A 19,754-nucleotide genomic window follows, 5' to 3' on the forward strand; every position below is an offset into this window, starting at 1 on the left:
GGTCCTGCTGACTTCTGTCGCTGTCTCCGGCTGTCTCGGCCCGTATCCGCGTCATCCACCACCTCCTCCGAGCACCCCGCCCGCGAGCCCGATCACCACGGGCAGCACGCCGACCGCGATGAACGCGGGCAGGAAGCACAGCCCGACCGGAGCGCTGACCATGACGCCCGCCCGGCGGGCCCGGGCCGTCGCGGCGCGGCCCCAGTCGGCCCGGGCCTCCGCGGCGAGCCGTGCGACCGGTGCGGCGGCGGGCAGTCCGGACACTCCGGCCCGTTCGAGCAGCCGGGCCAGGCCCGCTGCGCCCGGGACGGCGGCCAGCCGCACCCAGGCCGCGCCCGGTTCACCGCCCAGCCGGACCTCCGCCGCGCCACGCGCCAAGGCGTCGCCCACGGGGCCGCCCAGGGCCTCTCCCACCGCCTGTGCCGCGATCACCGGGCCGGCACCCGCCGCGATGCAGGCCGCCAGCAGATCGGCGGCGAGGGGGAGTTGCCGAGCCGCCTCGGCGAGATCGGGCGCCCGCGCGTCCGCACCCGCCGCCTCCTGCCGAAGCCGCCAGCGCCACATCCCCACCGCTCCGGCCAGCCCCACGACGACACCGGCGAGGCCACCGACCAGCGCCCAGCCGGCGCACGCCACACCCACAGGAGGCAGCCAAGTCCGTGCAGCAGCCCGGCCCAAGGCGAGGCGCGGGACGGGAGCGGTCGCCTCCCGGGGCGACAGTTCGGCCAGCCGCCGTCGCGTCCTCCTGCGGCGCCGGGCCTCCGTCAGCCACCGCACCGACCACCCGAGGGCCAGCAGGATCCCCACCGTCACCCCCAGCCTGTGGACAACTTCCCCGCTCATGCCGACTCCTCCGCGCCCCGCACGATCCGCAGCACCCACCACAGCCCCAGGCCCTCCAGCACACCGCCGACCACCAGACAGCCCAGTCCGGCCCCTGTGTGGAGCAGGATGTGGAGGGGGTCGGCGCCGAGGGCGGTGCCGATGAGGAGCCCCAGGGCGGGCAGGCAGGCGAGCATCACCGCCGTGGCCCGGGCGCCCGCCAACTGGGCTCGAAGGTCGGAGCGTTGGTCCCGCTCGGCACGCAGGGCGGCGGCGAGCCGGTCGAGTCCGGCCGCGAGCCCCGCGCCTTGGTCCACGGCCACCCGCCAGCACGCCGCGAGCCCCCGCAGCCCCTCGCCACCCGGTTGCCTGGCCGCCGCCTCGAGCGCGCCCGGCACGTCGCCGCCGAAGCGCGCCGCCGCCAGAACCGTCGCCTGCGCGTCCACCGGTCCGCCGCAGTCCCGCGCGGCCCGCAACAGCGCCTCACCCGGCTGGCGTCCGGCCCTCACCTCCCCGGCGAGCGCCCCGCACAACGCGATCACCGCATCCGCTCGGCGCTCCCGGTCCCGCGCCGCCCGCCCGGCCAGGCGGACCCGCCGCAGCAACGGCACCCCGGCCGCTCCCAGGACGACGGGCAGCACCGACGCGCCGAGTACCGCCAGCACCAGCCCGGCCACCGGCGACCACCACTCGGCCCGCAACCGCCCGCGGACCCGCCGCAGCCCACCGGTCATCCGCCGCCACCCGGACGGCCCACTCCCGACGACCCCGCCGCCCGCGAGCAGCAAGCGCGCCCGAGGCGCCACCGAGCCCCGCTCCCCCAACAGCCAGACCGCCGCCCCCATACACGCCACGGCCGCCCCCATCGACATCTCAGCCACCCCTGCCATCACCCGGCCCCCGTCATCGCTCGCCCGCCCGCTGTCACCGGACTCGCCCGCCCGCTGTCACCGGCACAGGGCCGGCCTCCCCCGGCCCGCCGCCACCGCCTTCACCGCGCAGCAGCCCCCGCAGCCGCTCCCACCCCCGTTCGCGCACGAAGGCCTCCGCGCCCCACCGCAGCGCCGGCACCGTCCGCACCAGCCCCGAGGGATCCCGCTCCAGCACATGCACCTCGGCGATCCGCCGCCGCCCGGCCCGGTCGCGTACGAGGTGCAGCACCACGGAGAGGGCTGCCGCGACCTGGCTGTGCAGGGCGGCCCGGTCGAGCCCGGCGGCCGTGCCGAGCGCCTCCAGCCGGGCCGGCACATCGGCGGCGGCGTTGGCGTGGACGGTTCCGCAGCCGCCCTCGTGGCCGGTGTTCAACGCGGCCAGCAGATGCACCACTTCGGGCCCGCGCACCTCGCCCACGACCAGCCGGTCGGGCCGCATCCGCAGTGCCTGGCGCACCAGGTCCTCGAGGGTGACGAGGCCCGCGCCCTCCTGGTTGGCGGGTCTGGTCTCCAGCCGCACCACATGCGGATGCTCCGGCCGCAGTTCCGCCGAGTCCTCGGCGAGGACGATCCGCTCGTCGGGCCCCACCAGCCCCAGAAGGGCACTCAGCAGCGTCGTCTTGCCCGAGCCCGTGCCCCCGCTGACCAGGAAGGACAGCCGTGCGTCGAGCAGGGCGCGCAGCACGCGGTCGCCGCCCGGCGGCACCGTGCCCGCCGCGACCAGCTCGCCGAGGGTGAAGGCACGCGGCCGTACGACCCGAAGTGACAGGCAGGCACAGCCCACGGCCACCGGCGGCAGTACCGCGTGCAGCCGGGTTCCGTCGGGCAGCCGGGCGTCGGCCCAGGGCCGGGCGTCGTCCAGGCGGCGCCCGGCCACGGCGGCGAGGCGCTGGGCGAGTCGTCGTACGGCCGCCGCGTCGGCGAAGCGCACCGACGTCAGTTCCAGTCCGCCGCCCCGGTCCACCCAGACCCGGTCGGGGGCCGACACCAGCACGTCCGTCACCGACGGGTCGGCGAGCAGCGGCTCCAGCGGCCCGCTGCCGACGAGTTCGGACCGCAACTGCGCTGCGGCACCAAGGACTTCGGCGTCTCCGAGCACCCGCCCCTGTTCCCGCAGGGCCTGGGCCACGCGCGCGGGGGTCGGCTCGGATCCGCTCTCGGCCAGCCACCGCCGCACCCCGTCGAGCAGCCCGGCGCCCTCGGCTCCGGACACCGCTTCGGTCATCGCGCTCATGGGGCACCGGCCTCGACGAGGGCCCGCTCCCAGAACCCCTTGCAGAACCGGGCGAGCGGTCCGCGCGGGGCGCCGCCCGGTGGTGTCGTGCCCTGGTCCGGGCGCAGCAGCCCGGGCTCGAGAGGCACCTCACCGGCCAGGGGCAGTCCGAGCAGCCGGGCCACCTCCCGGTCGTCGAGCCCTGGAGAGTACGGCCCGCGGACCGCCACCCGCAGATCGCGCAGGACCATGCCGACAGCGGACGCCACGCGCCCGGCGGCCGCGACGGCCCGTAGCTCGGCGGGTACCACCAGCACGCCGACGTCCAGTTGGGTGAGCACCTCGGCGACGCCGTCGTCGATGCGGCGCGGCAGGTCGACCACGACCGTGCCGCCCCGGCGCCGGGCCGCCGCGAGCACCGCGCGCACCGCCTGGGGCGGGACGGCGATGCGGTCGCCGCGGTCCCAGCTGAGCACCCGCAGCGAGTGCAGCTCGGGCAGCGACTCCTCCAGGGCGCCGCCGCCGACCCGCCCGCGGGAGGAGGCGAACGCGGGCCAGCGCAGCCCTTCGGCCGTCTCACCGCCGAGGAGTACATCGAGTCCGCCGCCCAGCGGATCGGCGTCCACGAGGAGCGTGCGCAGTCCCTCCCGCGCGGAGGTGACGGCCAGCGCGCACGCGAGCGTGGACGCTCCGGCCCCGCCCCGGCCGCCGATGACGCCCACGGTGAGGGCGGGGCGGCCGACGCCCTCGGCCACGTCGGCGATGCGGTCGACGAGCCACTGCTCGCCGTCGGGCAGCATCAGGACGTGCTCGGCGCCGATCTCGACGGCCCGCCGCCACACCCCCGAGTCGTCCTGGTCCCGGCCGACGAGGACGACGCCCCTTCTGTGCACGGCCCCGCGTACCCGCCGCGCGGCGTCGTCGCCCACGAGGACGAGCGGCGCGGCCTCCCAGCTCCCTCTGCGCTGCGGCACTCCGTGGTGCACCTCGGGCGTGGCGCCCGCCGCCGCGCACAGGCGCAGCAGGTCGTCGAGGAGGTCGGTGTCCTCGGTGACGATCAATGGTCCGCCCTGCCGCCCTCCGGCGGCCGGTGGTGGATCGTGTGTGACGGCTCCGGCCACGGTCATCCCCCTTCACTGCTTGCCTCGCGCGGCCCTGGGGCCCCGCGATTCCCGAACATGGGAAGAACCGACAAGGCGGCCTCCCTTTGCATGGCCGACAGAAACCGGCCAAACGCCCCCGGCAATCGGAACCGGCCATGAACTTCGCCGCGAGCGGGGTGCGTGGGAATCACGGTGCAGCGATCCCGGAAATCGTGTGGATCTTGGTGGATAACTGTGGACGCTTGGACAGTTGTGAATATCGCCGTCACCCATACCGGTGACCGCCGCAGGCCCTCTGTGCGACTTCCACAGAGCAGTCCGACGGCTACACAACGTGATGAGTCATGCGCATGACAACATCGCCACCAGGGCCACAGCAGAACGGCGATCAGACCGTTGAAAGAGGGAGAAAACCCACCCGGACATGCGACGACCCCCGCCGGGGGGGAGAGCGGGGGTCGTCCCCACGGCCGACTCGGGGGGGGAGGAGTCGGGCCGGGTTAGCACGGTCGCGAACGATCCGTGACTTCCATGGTGTACCCGAGAGCCCTCTCAGGCAAACCCACGCGCCCCACCTTACGCCGAATGGGCTGCCCCTATGCTCGGGGGCGTGGAAAACCACTCCTTGCCCCGCACAGCGGCCTTCTTTGATCTGGACAAGACGGTCATTGCGAAGTCGAGCACGCTCACCTTCAGCAAGTCGTTCTACCAAGGCGGTCTGATCAACCGCAGGGCTGTCTTGCGCACCGCATATGCCCAGTTCGTCTTCCTGGCCGGCGGCGCCGACCACGACCAGATGGAGCGTATGCGCGCCTACTTGTCCGCGCTGTGCCGCGGCTGGAACGTGCAGCAGGTGAAGGAGATCGTCGCCGAGACGCTGCACGATCTGATCGACCCGATCATCTACGACGAGGCCGCCTCCCTCATCGAGGAGCACCACACCGCCGGCCGCGACGTCGTGATCGTGTCCACATCGGGCGCGGAGGTGGTCGAGCCGATCGGTGAACTCCTCGGCGCGGACCGCGTGGTGGCGACCCGCATGGTCGTGGGCGACGACGGCTGCTTCACCGGCGAGGTGGAGTACTACGCGTACGGCCCGACCAAGGCCGAGGCCATCAGGGAGCTGGCCGCGTCCGAGGGCTACGACCTCAGCCGCTGCTACGCCTACAGCGACTCGGCGACCGACGTCCCGATGCTGGAGTCCGTCGGCAACCCCCATGCCGTCAACCCGGACCGCGCGCTGCGCCGCGAGGCCCTCACGCGCGAGTGGCCGATCCTGGACTTCCACCGCCCCGTCCGGCTCAAGCAGCGCATCCCCGCGTTCTCCGTACCGCCGCGCCCGGCGCTCGTCGCGGTCGCCGCGATAGGTGCCGCTGCGGCCACCGCGGGACTCGTCTGGTACGCGAACCGGCGCCGGGCGACGGTCGCCTGACCCGGGACGACCAGAAGTCCTGTTTGAACGCAAAAGTAAAGAAGTACAGCCTGGACTTCCGCTTGCTGCGGGGCAGGAGTACAAAGGACTCAACGGCCCGCGAGACCAAGGACATCCGAGAGGATCACCTTAAATACGCATTTGGCCCCACGGACCGCGCATGAACACCAGGCACCCACGCGACGTCGACCCGTCGAATACGGGCCAGCCGCACCAGGGACGGGCAAAGTTCCCGACCTGATGGGCATATATCGAGGACGCTTGGTAACCCGGTGCTCATGCCAGCGGCGGTACGAGTTTCTCGTACCGCCGCATATCTTTCCGGCCCCTCCGGTTCCGGGCTTTGGGGACGCGTGTCACGCCGCTCCGCGCTGCAGCGCCTCGCACACCGCCGTCGATTCGCGCGCCCCCAGTTCGACGGCCCTGCCGCAGTGGGCGATCCAGGCGGCCACACCCTCCGGCGTACCGGAGACGTACCCGTCGAGGGCTTCCAGATAGGCGCCGCGGCCCAGTTCGGCGTGGCCGACCTCGGCCGGGCAGACCGACTTCGGGTCCAGGCCGCTGCCGACCAGGACGATGCGCTCGGCCGTACGTGCGACCAGGCCGTTGTGGGAGGTGAAGGGGCGCAGCGCGAGGAGTTCGCCGTGCACGACGGCGGCCGTCACCAGCGCGGGTGCGGTGCCGCCCGCGATGATCAGCCCGGCGAGCCCCTCCAGCCGGCCGTGCGCCTCGGCCGCGCTCGGCAGCGGCAGCGCGACGAGCGGCTCGTCGACCGGCTCGCCCGCCTGCCGGGGCCGTCCCACCTGGTCGTCCTGGCCGGCGGCCGCGACCAGGTGCAGCCGGGCCAGCACCCTCAGGGGTGACTGCCGCCAGATCGACAGCAACTGGCCCGCCTCGGCGGTGAGCCGCAGCGCGGCCCCCACGGTGTGCGCCTCGTCGTCACCGCTGAAGTCCGTACGGCGGCGCACCTCCTCCAGGGCCCAGTCCGCGCCGGACAGCGCCGCCGAGCCGCGGGCGCCGCGCAGGGCCGCCTCGGAGGTGACCGCGTTGCTGCGCCGCCGCATGATCCGGTGCCCGTAGACCCGGTCCACGGCCTTGCGCACGGACTCCACGGACTCGGCCACACCGGGCAGCGCCCCCAGGGTCGCAAGGGGATCGGCGGCCGCACCTGCTGTACTCATGAGTACGACCCTACGCACCCCGGGAGCCCTCCCCATGGCGGAGTGGCCTTCCTCACTGCGCTACCGCTTCGCCGCCGGAGCCCCGGGCACGCCCTTCGGGGCCGGGGCGGGGTCACCCGCGAGGAAGGACGCCCAGCCCTGCTTCGGCTTCTCGCCGACCTTCAGGGAGCGCAGTTTCTCCAGCGTCGCCGGGTCCTGGGCGTCCAGCCAGTCCACGAGCCGGCGGAACGAGACGCAGCGCACCTCTTCCTTGGTGCACACCTCCTCGATGACCTCCTCGACGGCCCGCATGTAGGTGCCGCCGTTCCAGGACTCGAAGTGGTTGCCGATGATCAAGGGCGCGCGGTTGCCGTCGTACGCCCGGGAGAAGCCCTTGAGCAGGCCGTCGCGCATCTGGTCGCCCCAGAATTCGAACTTGTCGGGGTCGCCCTGGGTGGTGGTGCCCGACTGGTTGACCATGAAGTTGTAGTCCATGGTGAGCTGCTCGTAGGAGTGCCCGGGGAAGGGCACGAGCTGCATGGACACGTCCCACAGGCCCTGCTTCCGCTTGGGCCAGACCTGGTCGTTGACGCCGCTGGTGTCGTAGCGGAAGCCCAGTTCGCGGGCGGCCCGCATGAAGTTCCGCTGGCCTTCGAGGCAGGGTGTGCGGGCGCCGATGAGCTCCTTGTCGTAGTCGAAGGGCAGCGGAGAGGCGTTCCGCAGGCCGGTGTTGGTCTTCCAGGACTTCACGAACTGCTTGGCCTGGGCGATCTCGTCCTTCCAGTCCTCCACCGACCACTCGCCGACCCCGCCGCCGCTGCCGCAGAAGTGGCCGTTGAAGTGCGTGCCGATCTCGTTGCCCTCCAGCCACGCCAGGCGCAGTTGCTTCGCGGTGGCGGCGATGCCGCGGCGGTCGTTGAAGCCGATGTCGGAGCGGCCCGGGGAGTGCTGCGGCGGCCGGTAGAGGTCGCGTTTCTCGTCCGGCAGCATGTACACGCCGCTCAGGAAGTACGTCATCGTCGCGTTGTTGGCCTTGGCGACCTCGCGGAAGTGGGAGAACAGCTTCTGGCTGTCCTCGCCCGCGCCGTCCCAGGAGAAGACGACGAACTGCGGGGGCTTCTGGCCGGGCCGCAGCCGTTCGGGCCTGGGCAGGTGGGGCTGGGCGCCGGTGTAGGCGGTGGAGCCGTCTCCGATCAGCCGGACCGCGCTCTTCGGCGCCTGGGCCGGCTTCGCCTTCCGCGGTTCGGGGTCTTCGTGCCGGGAGGTGCCGGTCGAGCAACCGGCGAGCGATGCGGCGCAGACCGCGGCGATCACGGAGCCCGCGGCGATCCTGTAAGTGGCGGCCATGTGTCGCCCACCTTCTTCCTTCTCTCGGGTGCCGACAGCGCCGCCAAATTCGCACGGGACCGAGAAGGAATTAGTACGACAAGCCGATCAAATGGCCACTTCACTCGTCGGGGTGATTTATTCGCCCATTTGCCCGTAAAGTCTATGCCCGCCCTTTACTCTGCATTACGATCCGTTTACCGAGCGTTGATTCATCCCGCCGATTTACGCCGTGACCTACGGCCGCGACCGACCCCCGCCCCGAGCGGGAGCCCCCCTTACGCGACCGCGCAGCCCCGGAGGAGACGGGAAACAATGTCTGCCTGCGTCCCCACACGCGCCGCCGACCCGAACAGGACCGAGCGCACCCACCCGCCCCACAGCCCGCCGCCGACCGGCCCCCGCCGTTTCCGGATCGCGGGTGCCGACGTGTCGGCCTCGATCGCGGTCTTCCTGATCGCCCTGCCCCTGTCCCTGGGCATCGCCCTCGCCACCGGCGCCCCCCTGCAGGCCGGCCTCGTCGCCGCCGCCGTGGGCGGACTCGTCGCCGGACGGCTCGGCGGCTCCGCGCTCCAGGTGAGCGGCCCCGCCGCCGGCCTCACGGTCGTCACCGCCGACCTCATCCTGCGCTACGGCTGGCGGACGACCTGCGCCATCACCGTCCTCGCCGGCCTCGCCCAACTCGGTCTGGGATGCCTGCGCGTGGCCCGCGGCGCCCTCGCCGTCAGCCCCGCCATCGTGCACGGCATGCTCGCCGGCATCGGCGTCACCATCGCCGTGGCGCAGCTGCACATCGTGCTCGGCGGCACACCGCAGAGCTCCGTGCCCGACAACCTCGCCGCGCTGCCCGCCCAGTTGGCACAGATGCGCCCCGCGGCCGTGTCGGTGAGCGCGCTGACCCTGGCCCTGCTGCTGCTCTGGCCGAGACTGCCCGGCCGGGCCGGACGCCTGCTGCGCAAGATCCCGGCCGCGCTCGTCGCCGTGGCCGGAGCCACCGCGGCCGCCGCCCTCGCCGGTCTGCGCCTGCCCAAGGTCGACCTGCCGTCCTGGAGCAACCACGCCCTGGCCGGGCTGCCCGAGGGCCCCGTGCTCGGCCTCGTCGCCGCCGTGCTCACCACCACGCTGGTGTGCAGCGTGCAGTCGCTGCTCGGCGCGGTCGCCGTGGACAAGCTGGTCGCCGGACGTCCCGGCCTGTCGACCCGGGTCGGGCGCTCCAACCTCGACCGCGAACTGCTCGGACAGGGCGCCGCGAACATCGTCTCCGGCTCGCTCGGCGGGCTGCCCATCGCCGGTGTGGCCGTGCGGAGTTCGGCGAATGTGCACGCGGGTGCGGTCAGCCGGAACTCCACGATGCTGCACGGCGTTCTCGTAGTGATCGCCGCCCTGCTGATGGTCCCGCTCCTGGAGCTCATCCCGCTCGCCTCGCTCGCCGCCCTGGTGATGGCCGTCGGCATCCAGATGGTGTCCCTGAACCACATCCGCACGGTGACTCGCCACCGGGAAGTGTGGGTCTACGCCGTCACCACCCTGGGCGTCGTGTCCCTCGGCGTCCTGGAGGGCGTGGCGCTGGGCATCGCCATGGCCGTCGGCGTCGCCCTGCACCGCCTCACCCGCACCCGCATCACGCACAACGAGACGGAAGGAGTCCATCACGTACACGTCAGAGGACAGTTGACGTTCCTCGCGGTGCCACGGCTCAGCCGGACCCTGCATCTCGTACCCCACGGTGCCGACGCCGTCGTCGAGTTGGACGGTTCGTTCATGGACCACGCGGCGTACGAGACCTTGCAGGACTGGCAGAAGACGCACACCGCGCAGGGCGGCAGCGTGGAGGTCGCCGGACGTCATCCCGGCACCCGTGTCTCCGAGCCCCAGGCCCTCACCGACTGCCGTTGCCGGCCCTGGACGCCTTGGCGCAACCACCAGTGCGACCGCCCCGGGTCCGTGCCCCACTCCGAGCACGCCCCGGACGGGACGGACCGCCCCGAGCCGGACCCGGCGGGCCCCGGCGGAGCCAGCGGGCACGAACTGGCGCGTGGCATCAGCGCGTTCCAGCGCAACACCGCACCCCTGGTGCGCAGTGAACTGGCCCGGCTGGCGCGCGAGGGGCAGCGCCCTTCGCAGCTCTTCCTGACCTGCGCCGACTCACGACTGGTCACCTCGATGATCACCTCCAGCGGTCCGGGCGACCTGTTCGTCGTGCGCAACGTGGGCAATCTCGTGCCGCTGCCCGGCGAGGAGAGCGGCGACGACTCGGTGGCCGCCGCGATCGAGTACGCGGTGGAGGTGCTGAAGGTGCGGTCCATCACGGTGTGCGGGCACTCCGGGTGCGGAGCCATGCAGGCGCTGCTCAGCTCCGAACCCGGCGGCACCCGGACCCCGCTCGAGCGCTGGCTGCGGCACGGGCTGCCCAGCCTGGAGCGCGTGACCGACGACAGCCCGCCGTGGGGCAGGCTGGCCGGACGGCCGCCCGAGGGCGCGGTCGAGCAGCTCTGCCTGACCAACGTGGTCCAGCAGTTGGAGCATCTGCGCGCCTACGACTCGGTCGCCCGCGCCCTGAAGGAGGGCGAACTGGAGCTGCACGGCATGTACTTCCATGTGGGCGAGGCCGAGGCGTACCTGCTCACCGAGCCGGACGGCGGCGTCTTCGACCGCGTGCGGGAGGCGGACCTGCCGGCGTGAGCGCGGGGCTCCGTCCCCACGGCAGCCGGGAGATGCGGCGGTCCGCACCCGACGGCCCCTGTCCGGAGCGGGGTCGGGCGAAGGTGGGCAGGCGACCCCCGTGCGCCGCCCGCCACCCACCGCCTGCCGGCGTCCTCAGCCCTCAGCCCAGAGACTCCGGCTCGCAAGGCGCGATCTTGCCCTTGAACGCGTAGAACGACTCGGAGCTGCGCCCGGGTTTGCCATCTTTGCGGCTGGTGTTCTCCATGCCCACGGAGTCTCCGGGGCGGAGGGTGACCTGCCAGTTCCGGTGGAAGGCCGGGTCGGTCGGCTCGGCGGGCACGGAGCCGCCCTCGTACGGCTTGTCGCCGATGAATGCCCGCACCACGCTGCTGTCCAGCACCTTGCCGCGCGGCTGCTTGCAGGACTGACCGAAGGAGAGGTTGTCGATGGTCACGTGAATGCCCTCGGCCCGCAGGCGTTCGGCCAGTCGACGCTGGGCGTCCGGACCTATCTCGATCTCCGTGAGGGTGAGCGTGACGCTGCCGTCGCCATGCCGCTCCACCGCGTAGGCCGGGGACTCGCCCGGTGAGCCCGGCACGAGCACCAGCACCAGCCCGGTCACGGCGCAGGCGCCCGCGGCCAGGGCGAGCCGCCGCCCCGTGAGCACCGCCGCGAACGGGGAGCGTCGCGCGGCGACCGCCCCGGCGGGTCCGGTGACCGCTTCGGCGGGACCGGTGACCGCCCCGGCGGGACCGCCGGCCCCGCGTACCTCGATCTCGCGCTGCAGCTCGGCCAGCAGCCGGTCCTCGAACGTGGTCTTCGTGGTCATGCCTCTCCTCCGGATTCTCCGGCTCCGCCGGTGACGTACGACAGGGATGCGCCGGGCGGGGCCTCCGGCACCGGATCCGCCTCCGCCCGCAGGGCCTTGCGGGCCCGGTGGAGCCGCACCCGGGCCGTGACCTGACGGATGCCGAGCGCGGCGGCGGCCTCGGTCACCGTGAGCTGGTCCACGACGACGAGTTCGACGACGGCCCGCTCACCCTCCGGCAGTCGCTCCAGGGCGGCCAGCGCCCGGCGCCCCGGACTCTCGGCGTCGAGCTTGTCCTCGAGCCGCGCGATGTCGTCGGGCTCCAGCAACCTCCGCCCCGAGATACGGCGGTCGCGGGCCGTCTCACGAGCGGCCCGACGGCGCTCGGAGGAGACGATGTTGCGTGCGATGCCGTACAGCCAGGCCCGCTCGTCGCCCCGGCCGGGGCGGTAGGTGTGGGCGGAGTCGAGCGCGGCGAGGAAGACCTCGGCGGTCAGGTCCGCCACCGTGTGGACGTCGGGGACACGCCGGGCCACGAAAGACGTCACGGCGTCCACGTGGCGCCGGTAGAACTCTTCGAAGAGCTGAGGGTCGTGGGCCGCCGCCGCGGGCCCGCCCCGTATGCCGTCCACTCGGCTGTCCTCTCTCTCGGACTCGCGGTTCTCTCGGTCACGCGGTTCTCTCGGTCACGCGGTTCTCTCGGTTTCTCTCGGTGTGCCTTCACCTGTAGTTGGGCCGGACTGTGAGAGGCGTTACAGAGGATGAACCCGGCCTGGTCGGCGTCCGTGGGTACGGATGACCCCCGCCGTAGAAACCGACCCGCCAAGAGGTCTAAACCAATCGACGGTCGGCCCTTGTCATCGCACCCCCGGGTCTGATGAGCTGTGGCCTGGGACACAACGGACACCCTGGGAAAGGCAGATGCCGTGAGCAACGAAAGCCTGGCCAACCTGCTCAAGGAAGAGCGCAGGTTCGCACCCCCCGCCGACCTGGCCGCAGGCGCCAACGTCACCGCGGAGGCGTATGAGCAGGCCAAGGCTGACAGGCTCGGCTTCTGGGCCGAGCAGGCCCGCCGGCTGACCTGGGCCAAGGAGCCCACCGAGACGCTCGACTGGTCGAACCCGCCGTTCGCCAAGTGGTTCAAGGACGGCGAGCTCAACGTCGCCTACAACTGCGTCGACCGGCATGTGGAGGCCGGGCTCGGCGACCGGGTCGCCATCCACTTCGAGGGCGAGCCCGGCGACAGCCGCGCGATCACCTACGCCGAGCTCAAGGACGAGGTCTCCAAGGCCGCCAACGCCCTGCTGGAGCTGGGAGTTCAGGCCGGTGACCGGGTCGCCGTCTACATGCCGATGATCCCCGAGACCGCGGTCGCGATGCTGGCCTGCGCCCGGATCGGCGCCGCCCACTCGGTCGTCTTCGGCGGCTTCTCCTCCGACGCGCTCGCCACCCGCATCCAGGACGCCGACGCGCGCGTGGTCATCACCTCCGACGGCGGCTACCGGCGCGGCAAGCCCTCCGCGCTCAAGCCGGCCGTGGACGAGGCCGTCGAGAAGGCGGGCATCGTCGAGCACGTGCTGGTCGTGCGCCGCACGGGCCAGGAGGTCGCCTTCACCGAGGGCCGCGACGTGTGGTGGCACGAGGTCGTGGAGCGGCAGAGCGCCGAGCACGCCCCGCAGGCCTTCAACGCCGAGCACCCGCTGTTCATCCTCTACACCTCGGGCACCACGGGTAAGCCGAAGGGCATCCTGCACACCTCGGGCGGCTACCTCACGCAGACCGCCTACACCCACCACGCCGTCTTCGACCTCAAGCCGGAGACGGACGTGTACTGGTGCACGGCCGACGTCGGCTGGGTCACCGGCCACTCGTACATCGTCTACGGCCCGCTCGCCAACGGCGCCACCCAGGTCATGTACGAGGGCACGCCCGACACCCCGCACCAGGGCCGCTTCTGGGAGATCGTGCAGAAGTACGGCGTGACGATCCTCTACACCGCGCCGACCGCGATCCGTACGTTCATGAAGTGGGGCGACGACATCCCCGCCAAGTTCGACCTGTCCAGCCTCCGCGTGCTGGGCTCGGTGGGCGAGCCGATCAACCCCGAGGCGTGGATCTGGTACCGCAAGAACATCGGCGGCGACCGCACCCCGATCGTGGACACCTGGTGGCAGACCGAGACCGGCTCGATGATGATCACCCCGCTGCCGGGCGTGACCGCGACGAAGCCCGGTTCCGCGCAGACGCCGCTGCCCGGCATCTCCGCGACGGTCGTCGACGACGAGGCGCGCGAGGTGCCCGACGGCGGTGGCGGCTACCTGGTCCTCACCGAGCCGTGGCCGTCGATGCTGCGCACCATCTGGGGCGACGACCAGCGGTTCATCGACACGTACTGGTCGCGCTTCGAGGGCAAGTACTTCGCCGGTGACGGCGCCAAGAAGGACGACGACGGCGACATCTGGCTGCTCGGCCGGGTCGACGACGTCATGCTCGTCTCGGGGCACAACATCTCCACCACCGAGGTCGAGTCCGCGCTCGTCTCCCACCCGACGGTCGCCGAGGCCGCCGTGGTCGGCGCGGCGGACGAGACGACCGGGCAGGCGATCGTCGCGTTCGTGATCCTGCGCGGTACGGCCGCCGAGACCGAGGACCTGGTCGCCGAGCTGCGCAACCACGTCGGCAACACCCTCGGCCCGATCGCCAAGCCCAAGCGGGTCCTGCCGGTGGCCGAGCTGCCCAAGACCCGCTCCGGCAAGATCATGCGCCGTCTGCTGCGGGACGTCGCGGAGAACCGCCAGCTCGGTGACGTGACCACGCTGACCGACTCCACGGTCATGGACCTCATCCAGTCCAAGCTGCCCGCCGCACCCAGCGAGGACTGAGTCCGGATACCGGAACGGACGAGGGGCACCCGGCAGCCACGCGCTGCGGGTGCCCCTCGCGGCATGATGAAGGCCACTCCGTGCACCCCACCGCACACTTAGGTAAGCTAAACAAAACGCAGCTCATAGGGGTGCCGGGAAGTCTGGTCGGCAGGTAGTCGCGTCCTGCCCAGAAACCGGAGGTCCCCCCGTGACCGCGCCCCGCTCCTCCACACCCCGCAAGGTCCTCGGACGGCTGTCGCTGCCCGAACGGACCTACGTGGCGGACGCGCTGCGCACCGAGACCGTCGGCGGTGTCCTGCTGCTCGCCGCCGCGGTCACCGCACTGCTCTGGGCGAACATCCCGGCGCTGGGCGACAGCTACGGGAGCGTCGCCCATTTCAAGCTGGGCCCCGCCGCGCTCGGGCTCGACCTTTCCCTCGCGCACTGGGCCGCCGACGGGCTGCTGGCGATCTTCTTCTTCGTCGCCGGGATCGAACTCAAGCGCGAGCTCGTCGCGGGCGACCTGCGCGACCCCAAGGCCGCCGCGCTCCCGGTCGTCGCCGCCCTGTGCGGCATGGCCGTACCGGCGCTCGTCTACACCGTCACCAACGTCACCGGCGGCGGCTCCCTGGCCGGGTGGGCCGTGCCGACCGCCACCGACATCGCCTTCGCGCTCGCCGTGCTCGCGGTCATCGGCACCTCCCTGCCGAGCGCGCTGCGGGCCTTCCTGCTCACGCTCGCCGTCGTCGACGACCTCTTCGCGATCCTGATCATCGCCGTCTTCTTCACCGCCGACCTGAACTTCGCCGCGCTCGGCGGCGCCGTGGTGGGCCTGGGCGTCTTCTGGCTGCTGCTGCGCAAGGGCGTACGCGGCTGGTACGTGTACGTGCCGCTCGCGCTCGTCGTCTGGGCGCTGATGTACAACAGCGGCGTCCACGCCACCGTCGCCGGCGTCGCCATGGGCCTGATGCTGCGCTGCCACCGCAAGGAGGGCGAGAGCCACTCCCCCGGCGAGCACATCGAGCACCTCGTGCGCCCCCTGTCGGCGGGCCTGGTCGTACCGCTGTTCGCGCTGTTCAGCGCCGGCGTCTCCGTCTCCGGCGGAGCGCTCGCGGACGTGTTCGCCTCGCCGGAGACCCTCGGTGTCGTCCTCGGGCTGGTCGTCGGCAAGGCGCTCGGCATCTTCGGCGGGACCTGGCTGACGGCCCGTTTCACCCGGGCCTCGCTCAGCGACGATCTCGCCTGGGCGGACGTGTTCGCGGTGGCGAGCCTCGCCGGCATCGGCTTCACGGTCTCGCTGCTCATCGGCGAACTCGCCTTCGCCGGCGACGAGACGATGACGAACGAGGTCAAGGCCGCCGTCCTGCTGGGCTCCCTCATCGCCGCGATCCTGGCGACCGTCCTGCTGAAGATACGGAACGCCAAGTACCGCCGTCTGTGGGAGGACGAGGAGCGCGACGAAGACCTCGACGGCATCCCCGACATCTACGAGGAGGACGACCCGGCGTACCACCTGCGCCTGGCCGCCCGCTACGAGGCCAAGGCCGCGGAACACCGCCGGATCGCCCAGGAGAAGGCAGCAGCGCGCCACGAGCTTGCCGAAGTACCGGGCGGGGCAGGCGAGGACCACGACGGTCCGGCATGATCTGACGAGACGGTACAAAAGACGGAGAGGGAGAGACCGCGATGAGCGCACCCGACGGCAGCCCGGTCGGCGCCGAACGCAGCATCGGCCAGCTGTTCGCCTCGGCGACGGCGGAAATGTCGGCGCTGGTGCACGACGAGATCGCGCTGGCGAAGGCGCAGCTCAAGCAGGACGTCAAACGCGGCGCGACCAGCGGCGGCGCCTTCTCGGCCGCCGGCGCGGTGCTGATCTTCTCCCTGCCGATGCTGAACTTCGCGCTGGCGTACGGCATCCGCACCTGGAGCCACTGGAACCTCGCGATCTGCTTCCTGCTGTCCTTCGCGGCGAACGTGCTGGTCGCGGTCGTGCTGGCGCTGATCGGCGTGACCTTCGCGAAGAAAGCCAAGAAGAGCAAGGGCCCGCAGAAGGTCGCCGCCTCGATGAAGGAGACCGCGGTCGTCCTGCAGAAGGCCAAGCCGCACCCGCGTCCGGAGCTGCCGCAGGACCGGGTCCACGAGGCCCTCGAGCCTGTGGCACGCTCGTCGTCATGACGGACCCCGCCACACCACCCTCGGCACAGCCGGCCTCGGCCGTTCTTCTGGACGGCCCCTGGAGCCACCGCGACGTCGCCGCCAACGGCGCCCGCTTCCACATCGCCGAGCTGGGCGACGGGCCGCTGGTGCTGCTGCTGCACGGCTTCCCGCAGTTCTGGTGGTCCTGGCGGCACCAGCTGACGGCGCTCGCCGACGCGGGCTTCCGGGCCGTCGCCATGGACCTGCGGGGCGTCGGGGGCAGCGACCGCACACCGCGCGGCTACGACCCCGCCAACCTCGCGCTCGACGTCACCGGCGTCATCCGCTCCCTCGGCGAGCCGGACGCCGCGCTGGTCGGCCACGACCTGGGCGGATACCTCGCGTGGACGGCGGCCGCGATGCGCCCCAAGCTGGTGCGGCGGCTGGCGGTCGCCTCCATGCCGCATCCGCGGCGCTGGCGCTCGGCCATGCTGCGCGACGTCAAGCAGACGCGCGCCGGTTCACACATCTGGGGGTTCCAGCGGCCCTGGATCCCGGAGCGGCAGCTCACCGCCGACGACGGGGCGCTGGTGGCCGAGCTGATCCAGGACTGGTCCGGGCCGCGCCCGCCGGAGGACGAGGCCCTGGAGACCTACCGCCGGGCCATGTGCATCCCCTCCGCCGCGCACTGCGCCGTCGAGCCGTACCGCTGGATGGTGCGCTCCCTGGCCCGCCCGGACGGCATCCAGTTCAACCGCCGCATGAAGCGGCCCGTGCGCGTGCCGACCCTCCACCTGCACGGCTCGCTCGACCCCGTGATGCGCACGCGCAGCGCGGCCGGCTCCGGCGAGTACGTCGAAGCCCCCTACCGCTGGCGCCTGTTCGACGGTCTCGGCCACTTCCCGCACGAGGAGGACCCGGTCGCGTTCTCCTCGGAGCTCATCAACTGGCTCAAGGATCCCGAACCCGATCGGTGACCGGACGACCCCGCCCGGTATCCGCACGTGAACGCTTGTCCGAGAGACGGCCAATTGCCCGGCGCATAGGCCAATTGGGCGCCCCGGGAGCGGTTATCGACCATGGGGCGGGGGCACAGGTCGGGGTATGGGCTGGACGCACGACTACAGTGACGCAAGCCGCAATCGCCGCTCGGCGGGCGGTTCGAACCCCCACCGGAGAAGCGGCGCACCGCAGATGGTGACCGCGGATCCCCGGGTCGGGATCCCGCGTATCCTCCGCCGCCGGGCCCGCTGGGTCTCCGTACGACTGCGCCACACCCGCGACTGAGGCGCCACCCGCGCGAGTGACGCCCCGACCACCCCACCGCAGGCCGCTGTGCCGCTCAGCCGCTCCTAGAGCGCGCAGCTGTCGCTGTCCACCTGCTGGTTGGCGCTGCGCCCCTTGGTGATGTCCTCCTGGATCTCGTCCACGGTCAGCGCGTACCCCGTCTCGGCGTCGTCGAGGGACTTGGCGAAGACCACCCCGTAAACCTTGCCTTCGGGGGTGAGCAGCGGGCCGCCGGAGTTGCCCTGGCGGACGGTCGCGTAGAGGGAGTAGACGTCGCGGCGGACCGTGTCGCGGTGGTAGATGTCCGGGCCGTTGGGCTTGATGCGGCCCCGCACGCGCGCGGCCCGCACGTCGTACGCCCCGTTCTCCGGGAAGCCCGCGACGATCGCGCCGTCCCCGCTGCTCGCGTCCTCGGTGGAGAAGCGCAGCGCGGGCGCCTCGAGGTCCGGCACGTCGAGTACGGCGATGTCGCGCCGCCAGTCGTAGAGGACGACCGTGGCGTCGTACTTCCTGCCCTCGCCGCCTATCTGCACGGTCGGCTCGTCGACGCCGCCCACCACATGCGCGTTGGTCATCACACGGCGGTCGGAGAAGACGAAGCCGGTGCCCTCCAGGACCTTGCCGCAGCTCGGGGCCGTGCCCATCACCTTGACGATGGAGCGCTGGGCGCGGCTCGCCACCGGGCTGCCCGCGAGGGCGGGGTCCGGCGGCCGGACGTCGGTGATGGGCTCGTTGGAGAACGGGCTGAAGACCTGCGGGAAGCCGTTCTGCGCGAGGACGGAGGAGAAGTCGGCGAACCAGGTGGCGGCCTGGTCCGGCAGGGCCTGGGAGACGCCCAGCAGCACCTTGGAGTTGCGGACCTCCTTGCCGAGCGTCGGCAGGGTGGTGCCCGCGAGGGCCGAGCCGATCAGCCAGGCGACCAGGAGCATCGCCAGGACGTTGACCAGGGCGCCGCCGGTGGCGTCGAGAGCCCGGGCCGGGGACCAGGTGATGTGCCGTCGCAGCTTGTTGCCGAGGTGGGTGGTGAGGGCCTGGCCGACGGAGGCGCAGACGATGACGACGACGACCGCGACGACGGCGGCGGTGGTGTTCACCTCCGCGTTGTCCGTGAGCGCGTCCCAGATGACGGGCAGTACGTAGACCGCGACGAGACCGCCGCCCAGGAAGCCGATCACCGACAGGATGCCGACGACGAATCCCTGGCGGTACCCGACGACCGCGAACCACACGGCGGCGACCAGCAACAAGATGTCCAGCACGTTCACGGAGGCCACCCTGTCATGCGCGCCAGTCGAGCGGGACCTGCTTCTCGCGGTCCCAGGGCCGCTCCCAGCCCGCGAAGTGCAGCAGCCGGTCGATGATTCCGGCCGTGAAACCCCAGACAAGGGCGGATTCGACCAGAAATGCCGGACCTCGGTGGCCGCTGGGGTGGACGGTGGTGGCGCGGTGGGCGGGATCCGTGAGATCCACCACGGGGACGGTGAAGACCCTGGCGGTCTCGTTCGGATCGACGACGCCGACCGGGCTCGGTTCGCGCCACCAGCCCAGCACCGGGGTGACGACGAAGCCGCTGACCGGGATGTACAGCCTGGGCAGGACGCCGAACAGCTGGACGCCCGAGGGGTCGAGGCCGGTCTCCTCCTCCGCCTCGCGCAGGGCGGCCCGCAGCGGGCCGTCACCCTGCGGGTCACCGTCCTCCGGGTCGAGGGCGCCGCCGGGGAACGAGGGCTGACCGGCATGCGAGCGCAGGGAACTCGCGCGCTCCATGAGCAGCAACTCGGGCCCGCGCTCGCCCTCCCCGAACAGGATCAGCACGGCGGACTGTCGCCCCGCGCCGTCCTCCGGGGGCAGGAAGCGGCTGAGCTGCCGCGGCCGGACCGTCTCCACGGCACGCACCACCGGGTCCAGCCAGGCGGGCAGGCCCTCCTTGCTCGGCGTCACAGGCCCGCCCTGTGTGTTGCTCGCACGCGTCATCGCCACCCCCGTCGTCCTGCCGCTTCCAACGCG

Annotated in this window: 17 protein-coding genes; 7 read left to right on the forward strand and 10 right to left on the reverse strand. The window is 72.3% G+C overall.

Features of this window, described 5'->3' with window-relative positions; all coding sequences use genetic code 11:
- Positions 1-51: 51 nt before the first annotated feature.
- The 4 genes from KJK29_RS16460 to ssd are packed head-to-tail and all read right to left on the reverse strand — an operon-like array spanning position 52 to position 4,088.
- Positions 52-843, reverse strand: coding sequence for a type II secretion system F family protein (locus KJK29_RS16460; RefSeq protein WP_215119914.1), 792 nt, complete (start codon positions 841-843; stop codon positions 52-54).
- Positions 840-1,712 (reverse strand): type II secretion system F family protein, encoded by an 873-nt coding sequence (locus KJK29_RS16465; protein ID WP_215119915.1) that lies wholly within the window; start codon positions 1,710-1,712, stop codon positions 840-842. The genes KJK29_RS16460 and KJK29_RS16465 overlap by 4 nt, the downstream gene beginning before the upstream one ends.
- Positions 1,713-1,746: 34 nt before the next feature.
- The gene (locus KJK29_RS16470) at positions 1,747-2,988 is read right to left on the reverse strand and encodes a TadA family conjugal transfer-associated ATPase (RefSeq protein WP_215119916.1); all 1,242 of its coding nucleotides are present in this window, start codon (positions 2,986-2,988) and stop codon (positions 1,747-1,749) included.
- Positions 2,985-4,088, reverse strand: a complete 1,104-nt coding sequence (gene ssd, locus KJK29_RS16475) for a septum site-determining protein Ssd (protein ID WP_215119917.1) — start codon at positions 4,086-4,088, stop codon at positions 2,985-2,987. Before ssd ends, KJK29_RS16470 begins: the two co-directional genes overlap by 4 nt.
- 580 nt (positions 4,089-4,668) lie before the next feature.
- On the opposite strand from ssd, the gene KJK29_RS16480 reads away from it, so the two are divergent.
- A complete protein-coding gene (locus tag KJK29_RS16480) occupies positions 4,669-5,502 on the forward strand; it encodes an HAD family hydrolase (protein ID WP_215119918.1) in 834 nt (277 codons plus the stop codon).
- 356 nt (positions 5,503-5,858) lie between these two features.
- On the opposite strand, the gene KJK29_RS16485 is transcribed toward KJK29_RS16480, so the two are convergent.
- Positions 5,859-6,683 carry a Fic family protein gene (locus tag KJK29_RS16485; protein ID WP_215119919.1) on the reverse strand — a complete coding sequence of 275 codons (825 nt, stop codon included), beginning with the start codon at positions 6,681-6,683 and terminating at the stop codon, positions 5,859-5,861.
- 60 nt (positions 6,684-6,743) lie between these two features.
- Positions 6,744-8,009 carry a polysaccharide deacetylase family protein gene (locus tag KJK29_RS16490; RefSeq protein ID WP_215119920.1) on the reverse strand — a complete coding sequence of 422 codons (1,266 nt, stop codon included), beginning with the start codon at positions 8,007-8,009 and terminating at the stop codon, positions 6,744-6,746.
- Positions 8,010-8,303: 294 nt separating this feature from the next.
- On the opposite strand from KJK29_RS16490, the gene KJK29_RS16495 reads away from it, so the two are divergent.
- Complete coding sequence (locus KJK29_RS16495; protein WP_215119921.1) at positions 8,304-10,670, forward strand: bifunctional SulP family inorganic anion transporter/carbonic anhydrase; 2,367 nt, start codon at positions 8,304-8,306, stop codon at positions 10,668-10,670.
- Positions 10,671-10,812: 142 nt separating this feature from the next.
- Here the strand turns inward: KJK29_RS16495 and KJK29_RS16500 are convergent, their stop codons facing one another.
- Together KJK29_RS16500 and KJK29_RS16505 are read right to left on the reverse strand one after the other, a co-directional pair.
- Positions 10,813-11,481 carry a hypothetical protein gene (locus tag KJK29_RS16500; RefSeq protein ID WP_215119922.1) on the reverse strand — a complete coding sequence of 223 codons (669 nt, stop codon included), beginning with the start codon at positions 11,479-11,481 and terminating at the stop codon, positions 10,813-10,815.
- The gene (locus tag KJK29_RS16505; protein WP_215119923.1) at positions 11,478-12,092 is read right to left on the reverse strand and encodes an RNA polymerase sigma factor; all 615 of its coding nucleotides are present in this window, start codon (positions 12,090-12,092) and stop codon (positions 11,478-11,480) included. Before KJK29_RS16505 ends, KJK29_RS16500 begins: the two co-directional genes overlap by 4 nt.
- Before the next feature lie 294 nt (positions 12,093-12,386).
- Here KJK29_RS16505 and acs point away from each other — a divergent pair, with 294 nt between their 5' ends.
- The 5 genes from acs to KJK29_RS38845 all read left to right on the forward strand — a co-directional run bounded on the left by acs (position 12,387) and on the right by KJK29_RS38845 (position 17,747).
- Complete coding sequence (acs, locus tag KJK29_RS16510; protein ID WP_215119924.1) at positions 12,387-14,342, forward strand: acetate--CoA ligase; 1,956 nt, start codon at positions 12,387-12,389, stop codon at positions 14,340-14,342.
- Positions 14,343-14,532: 190 nt separating this feature from the next.
- Positions 14,533-15,969, forward strand: a complete 1,437-nt coding sequence (gene nhaA / locus KJK29_RS16515; protein ID WP_215119925.1) for a Na+/H+ antiporter NhaA — start codon at positions 14,533-14,535, stop codon at positions 15,967-15,969.
- Between the two features lie 41 nt (positions 15,970-16,010).
- Positions 16,011-16,499: a phage holin family protein gene (locus KJK29_RS16520; protein WP_215119926.1), complete on the forward strand. Its 489-nt coding sequence runs from the start codon at positions 16,011-16,013 to the stop codon at positions 16,497-16,499.
- Positions 16,496-17,437, forward strand: coding sequence for an alpha/beta fold hydrolase (locus KJK29_RS16525; RefSeq protein WP_215119927.1), 942 nt, complete (start codon positions 16,496-16,498; stop codon positions 17,435-17,437). Before KJK29_RS16520 ends, KJK29_RS16525 begins: the two co-directional genes overlap by 4 nt.
- 127 nt (positions 17,438-17,564) lie before the next feature.
- Positions 17,565-17,747, forward strand: coding sequence for a hypothetical protein (locus KJK29_RS38845; protein ID WP_251057824.1), 183 nt, complete (start codon positions 17,565-17,567; stop codon positions 17,745-17,747).
- A gap of 65 nt (positions 17,748-17,812) precedes the next feature.
- On the opposite strand, the gene KJK29_RS16530 is transcribed toward KJK29_RS38845, so the two are convergent.
- Positions 17,813-19,012, reverse strand: coding sequence for a MarP family serine protease (locus KJK29_RS16530; RefSeq protein WP_215119928.1), 1,200 nt, complete (start codon positions 19,010-19,012; stop codon positions 17,813-17,815).
- A 13-nt stretch (positions 19,013-19,025) separates the two neighbouring features.
- Positions 19,026-19,721 (reverse strand): NUDIX hydrolase, encoded by a 696-nt coding sequence (locus KJK29_RS16535; protein ID WP_215119929.1) that lies wholly within the window; start codon positions 19,719-19,721, stop codon positions 19,026-19,028.
- Positions 19,722-19,754: the final 33 nt, after the last annotated feature.

The sequence above is a fragment of the Streptomyces koelreuteriae genome, from assembly GCF_018604545.1.
Lineage (GTDB): Bacteria > Actinomycetota > Actinomycetes > Streptomycetales > Streptomycetaceae > Streptomyces > Streptomyces koelreuteriae.

What these genes read in the sequence shown, in the direction of transcription:
- KJK29_RS16460 (WP_215119914.1), bottom strand. Translation starts at nt 843, where the DNA reads ATGAGCGGGGAAGTTGTCCACAGGCTGGGGGTGACGGTGGGGATCCTG.
- KJK29_RS16465 (WP_215119915.1), bottom strand. Translation starts at nt 1,712, where the DNA reads ATGGCAGGGGTGGCTGAGATGTCGATGGGGGCGGCCGTGGCGTGTATG.
- KJK29_RS16470 (WP_215119916.1), bottom strand. Translation starts at nt 2,988, where the DNA reads ATGAGCGCGATGACCGAAGCGGTGTCCGGAGCCGAGGGCGCCGGGCTG.
- KJK29_RS16480 (WP_215119918.1), top strand. Translation starts at nt 4,669, where the DNA reads ATGCTCGGGGGCGTGGAAAACCACTCCTTGCCCCGCACAGCGGCCTTC.
- KJK29_RS16485 (WP_215119919.1), bottom strand. Translation starts at nt 6,683, where the DNA reads ATGAGTACAGCAGGTGCGGCCGCCGATCCCCTTGCGACCCTGGGGGCG.
- KJK29_RS16490 (WP_215119920.1), bottom strand. Translation starts at nt 8,009, where the DNA reads ATGGCCGCCACTTACAGGATCGCCGCGGGCTCCGTGATCGCCGCGGTC.
- KJK29_RS16495 (WP_215119921.1), top strand. Translation starts at nt 8,304, where the DNA reads ATGTCTGCCTGCGTCCCCACACGCGCCGCCGACCCGAACAGGACCGAG.
- KJK29_RS16500 (WP_215119922.1), bottom strand. Translation starts at nt 11,481, where the DNA reads ATGACCACGAAGACCACGTTCGAGGACCGGCTGCTGGCCGAGCTGCAG.
- KJK29_RS16520 (WP_215119926.1), top strand. Translation starts at nt 16,011, where the DNA reads ATGAGCGCACCCGACGGCAGCCCGGTCGGCGCCGAACGCAGCATCGGC.
- KJK29_RS16525 (WP_215119927.1), top strand. Translation starts at nt 16,496, where the DNA reads ATGACGGACCCCGCCACACCACCCTCGGCACAGCCGGCCTCGGCCGTT.
- KJK29_RS38845 (WP_251057824.1), top strand. Translation starts at nt 17,565, where the DNA reads ATGGGCTGGACGCACGACTACAGTGACGCAAGCCGCAATCGCCGCTCG.
- KJK29_RS16535 (WP_215119929.1), bottom strand. Translation starts at nt 19,721, where the DNA reads ATGACGCGTGCGAGCAACACACAGGGCGGGCCTGTGACGCCGAGCAAG.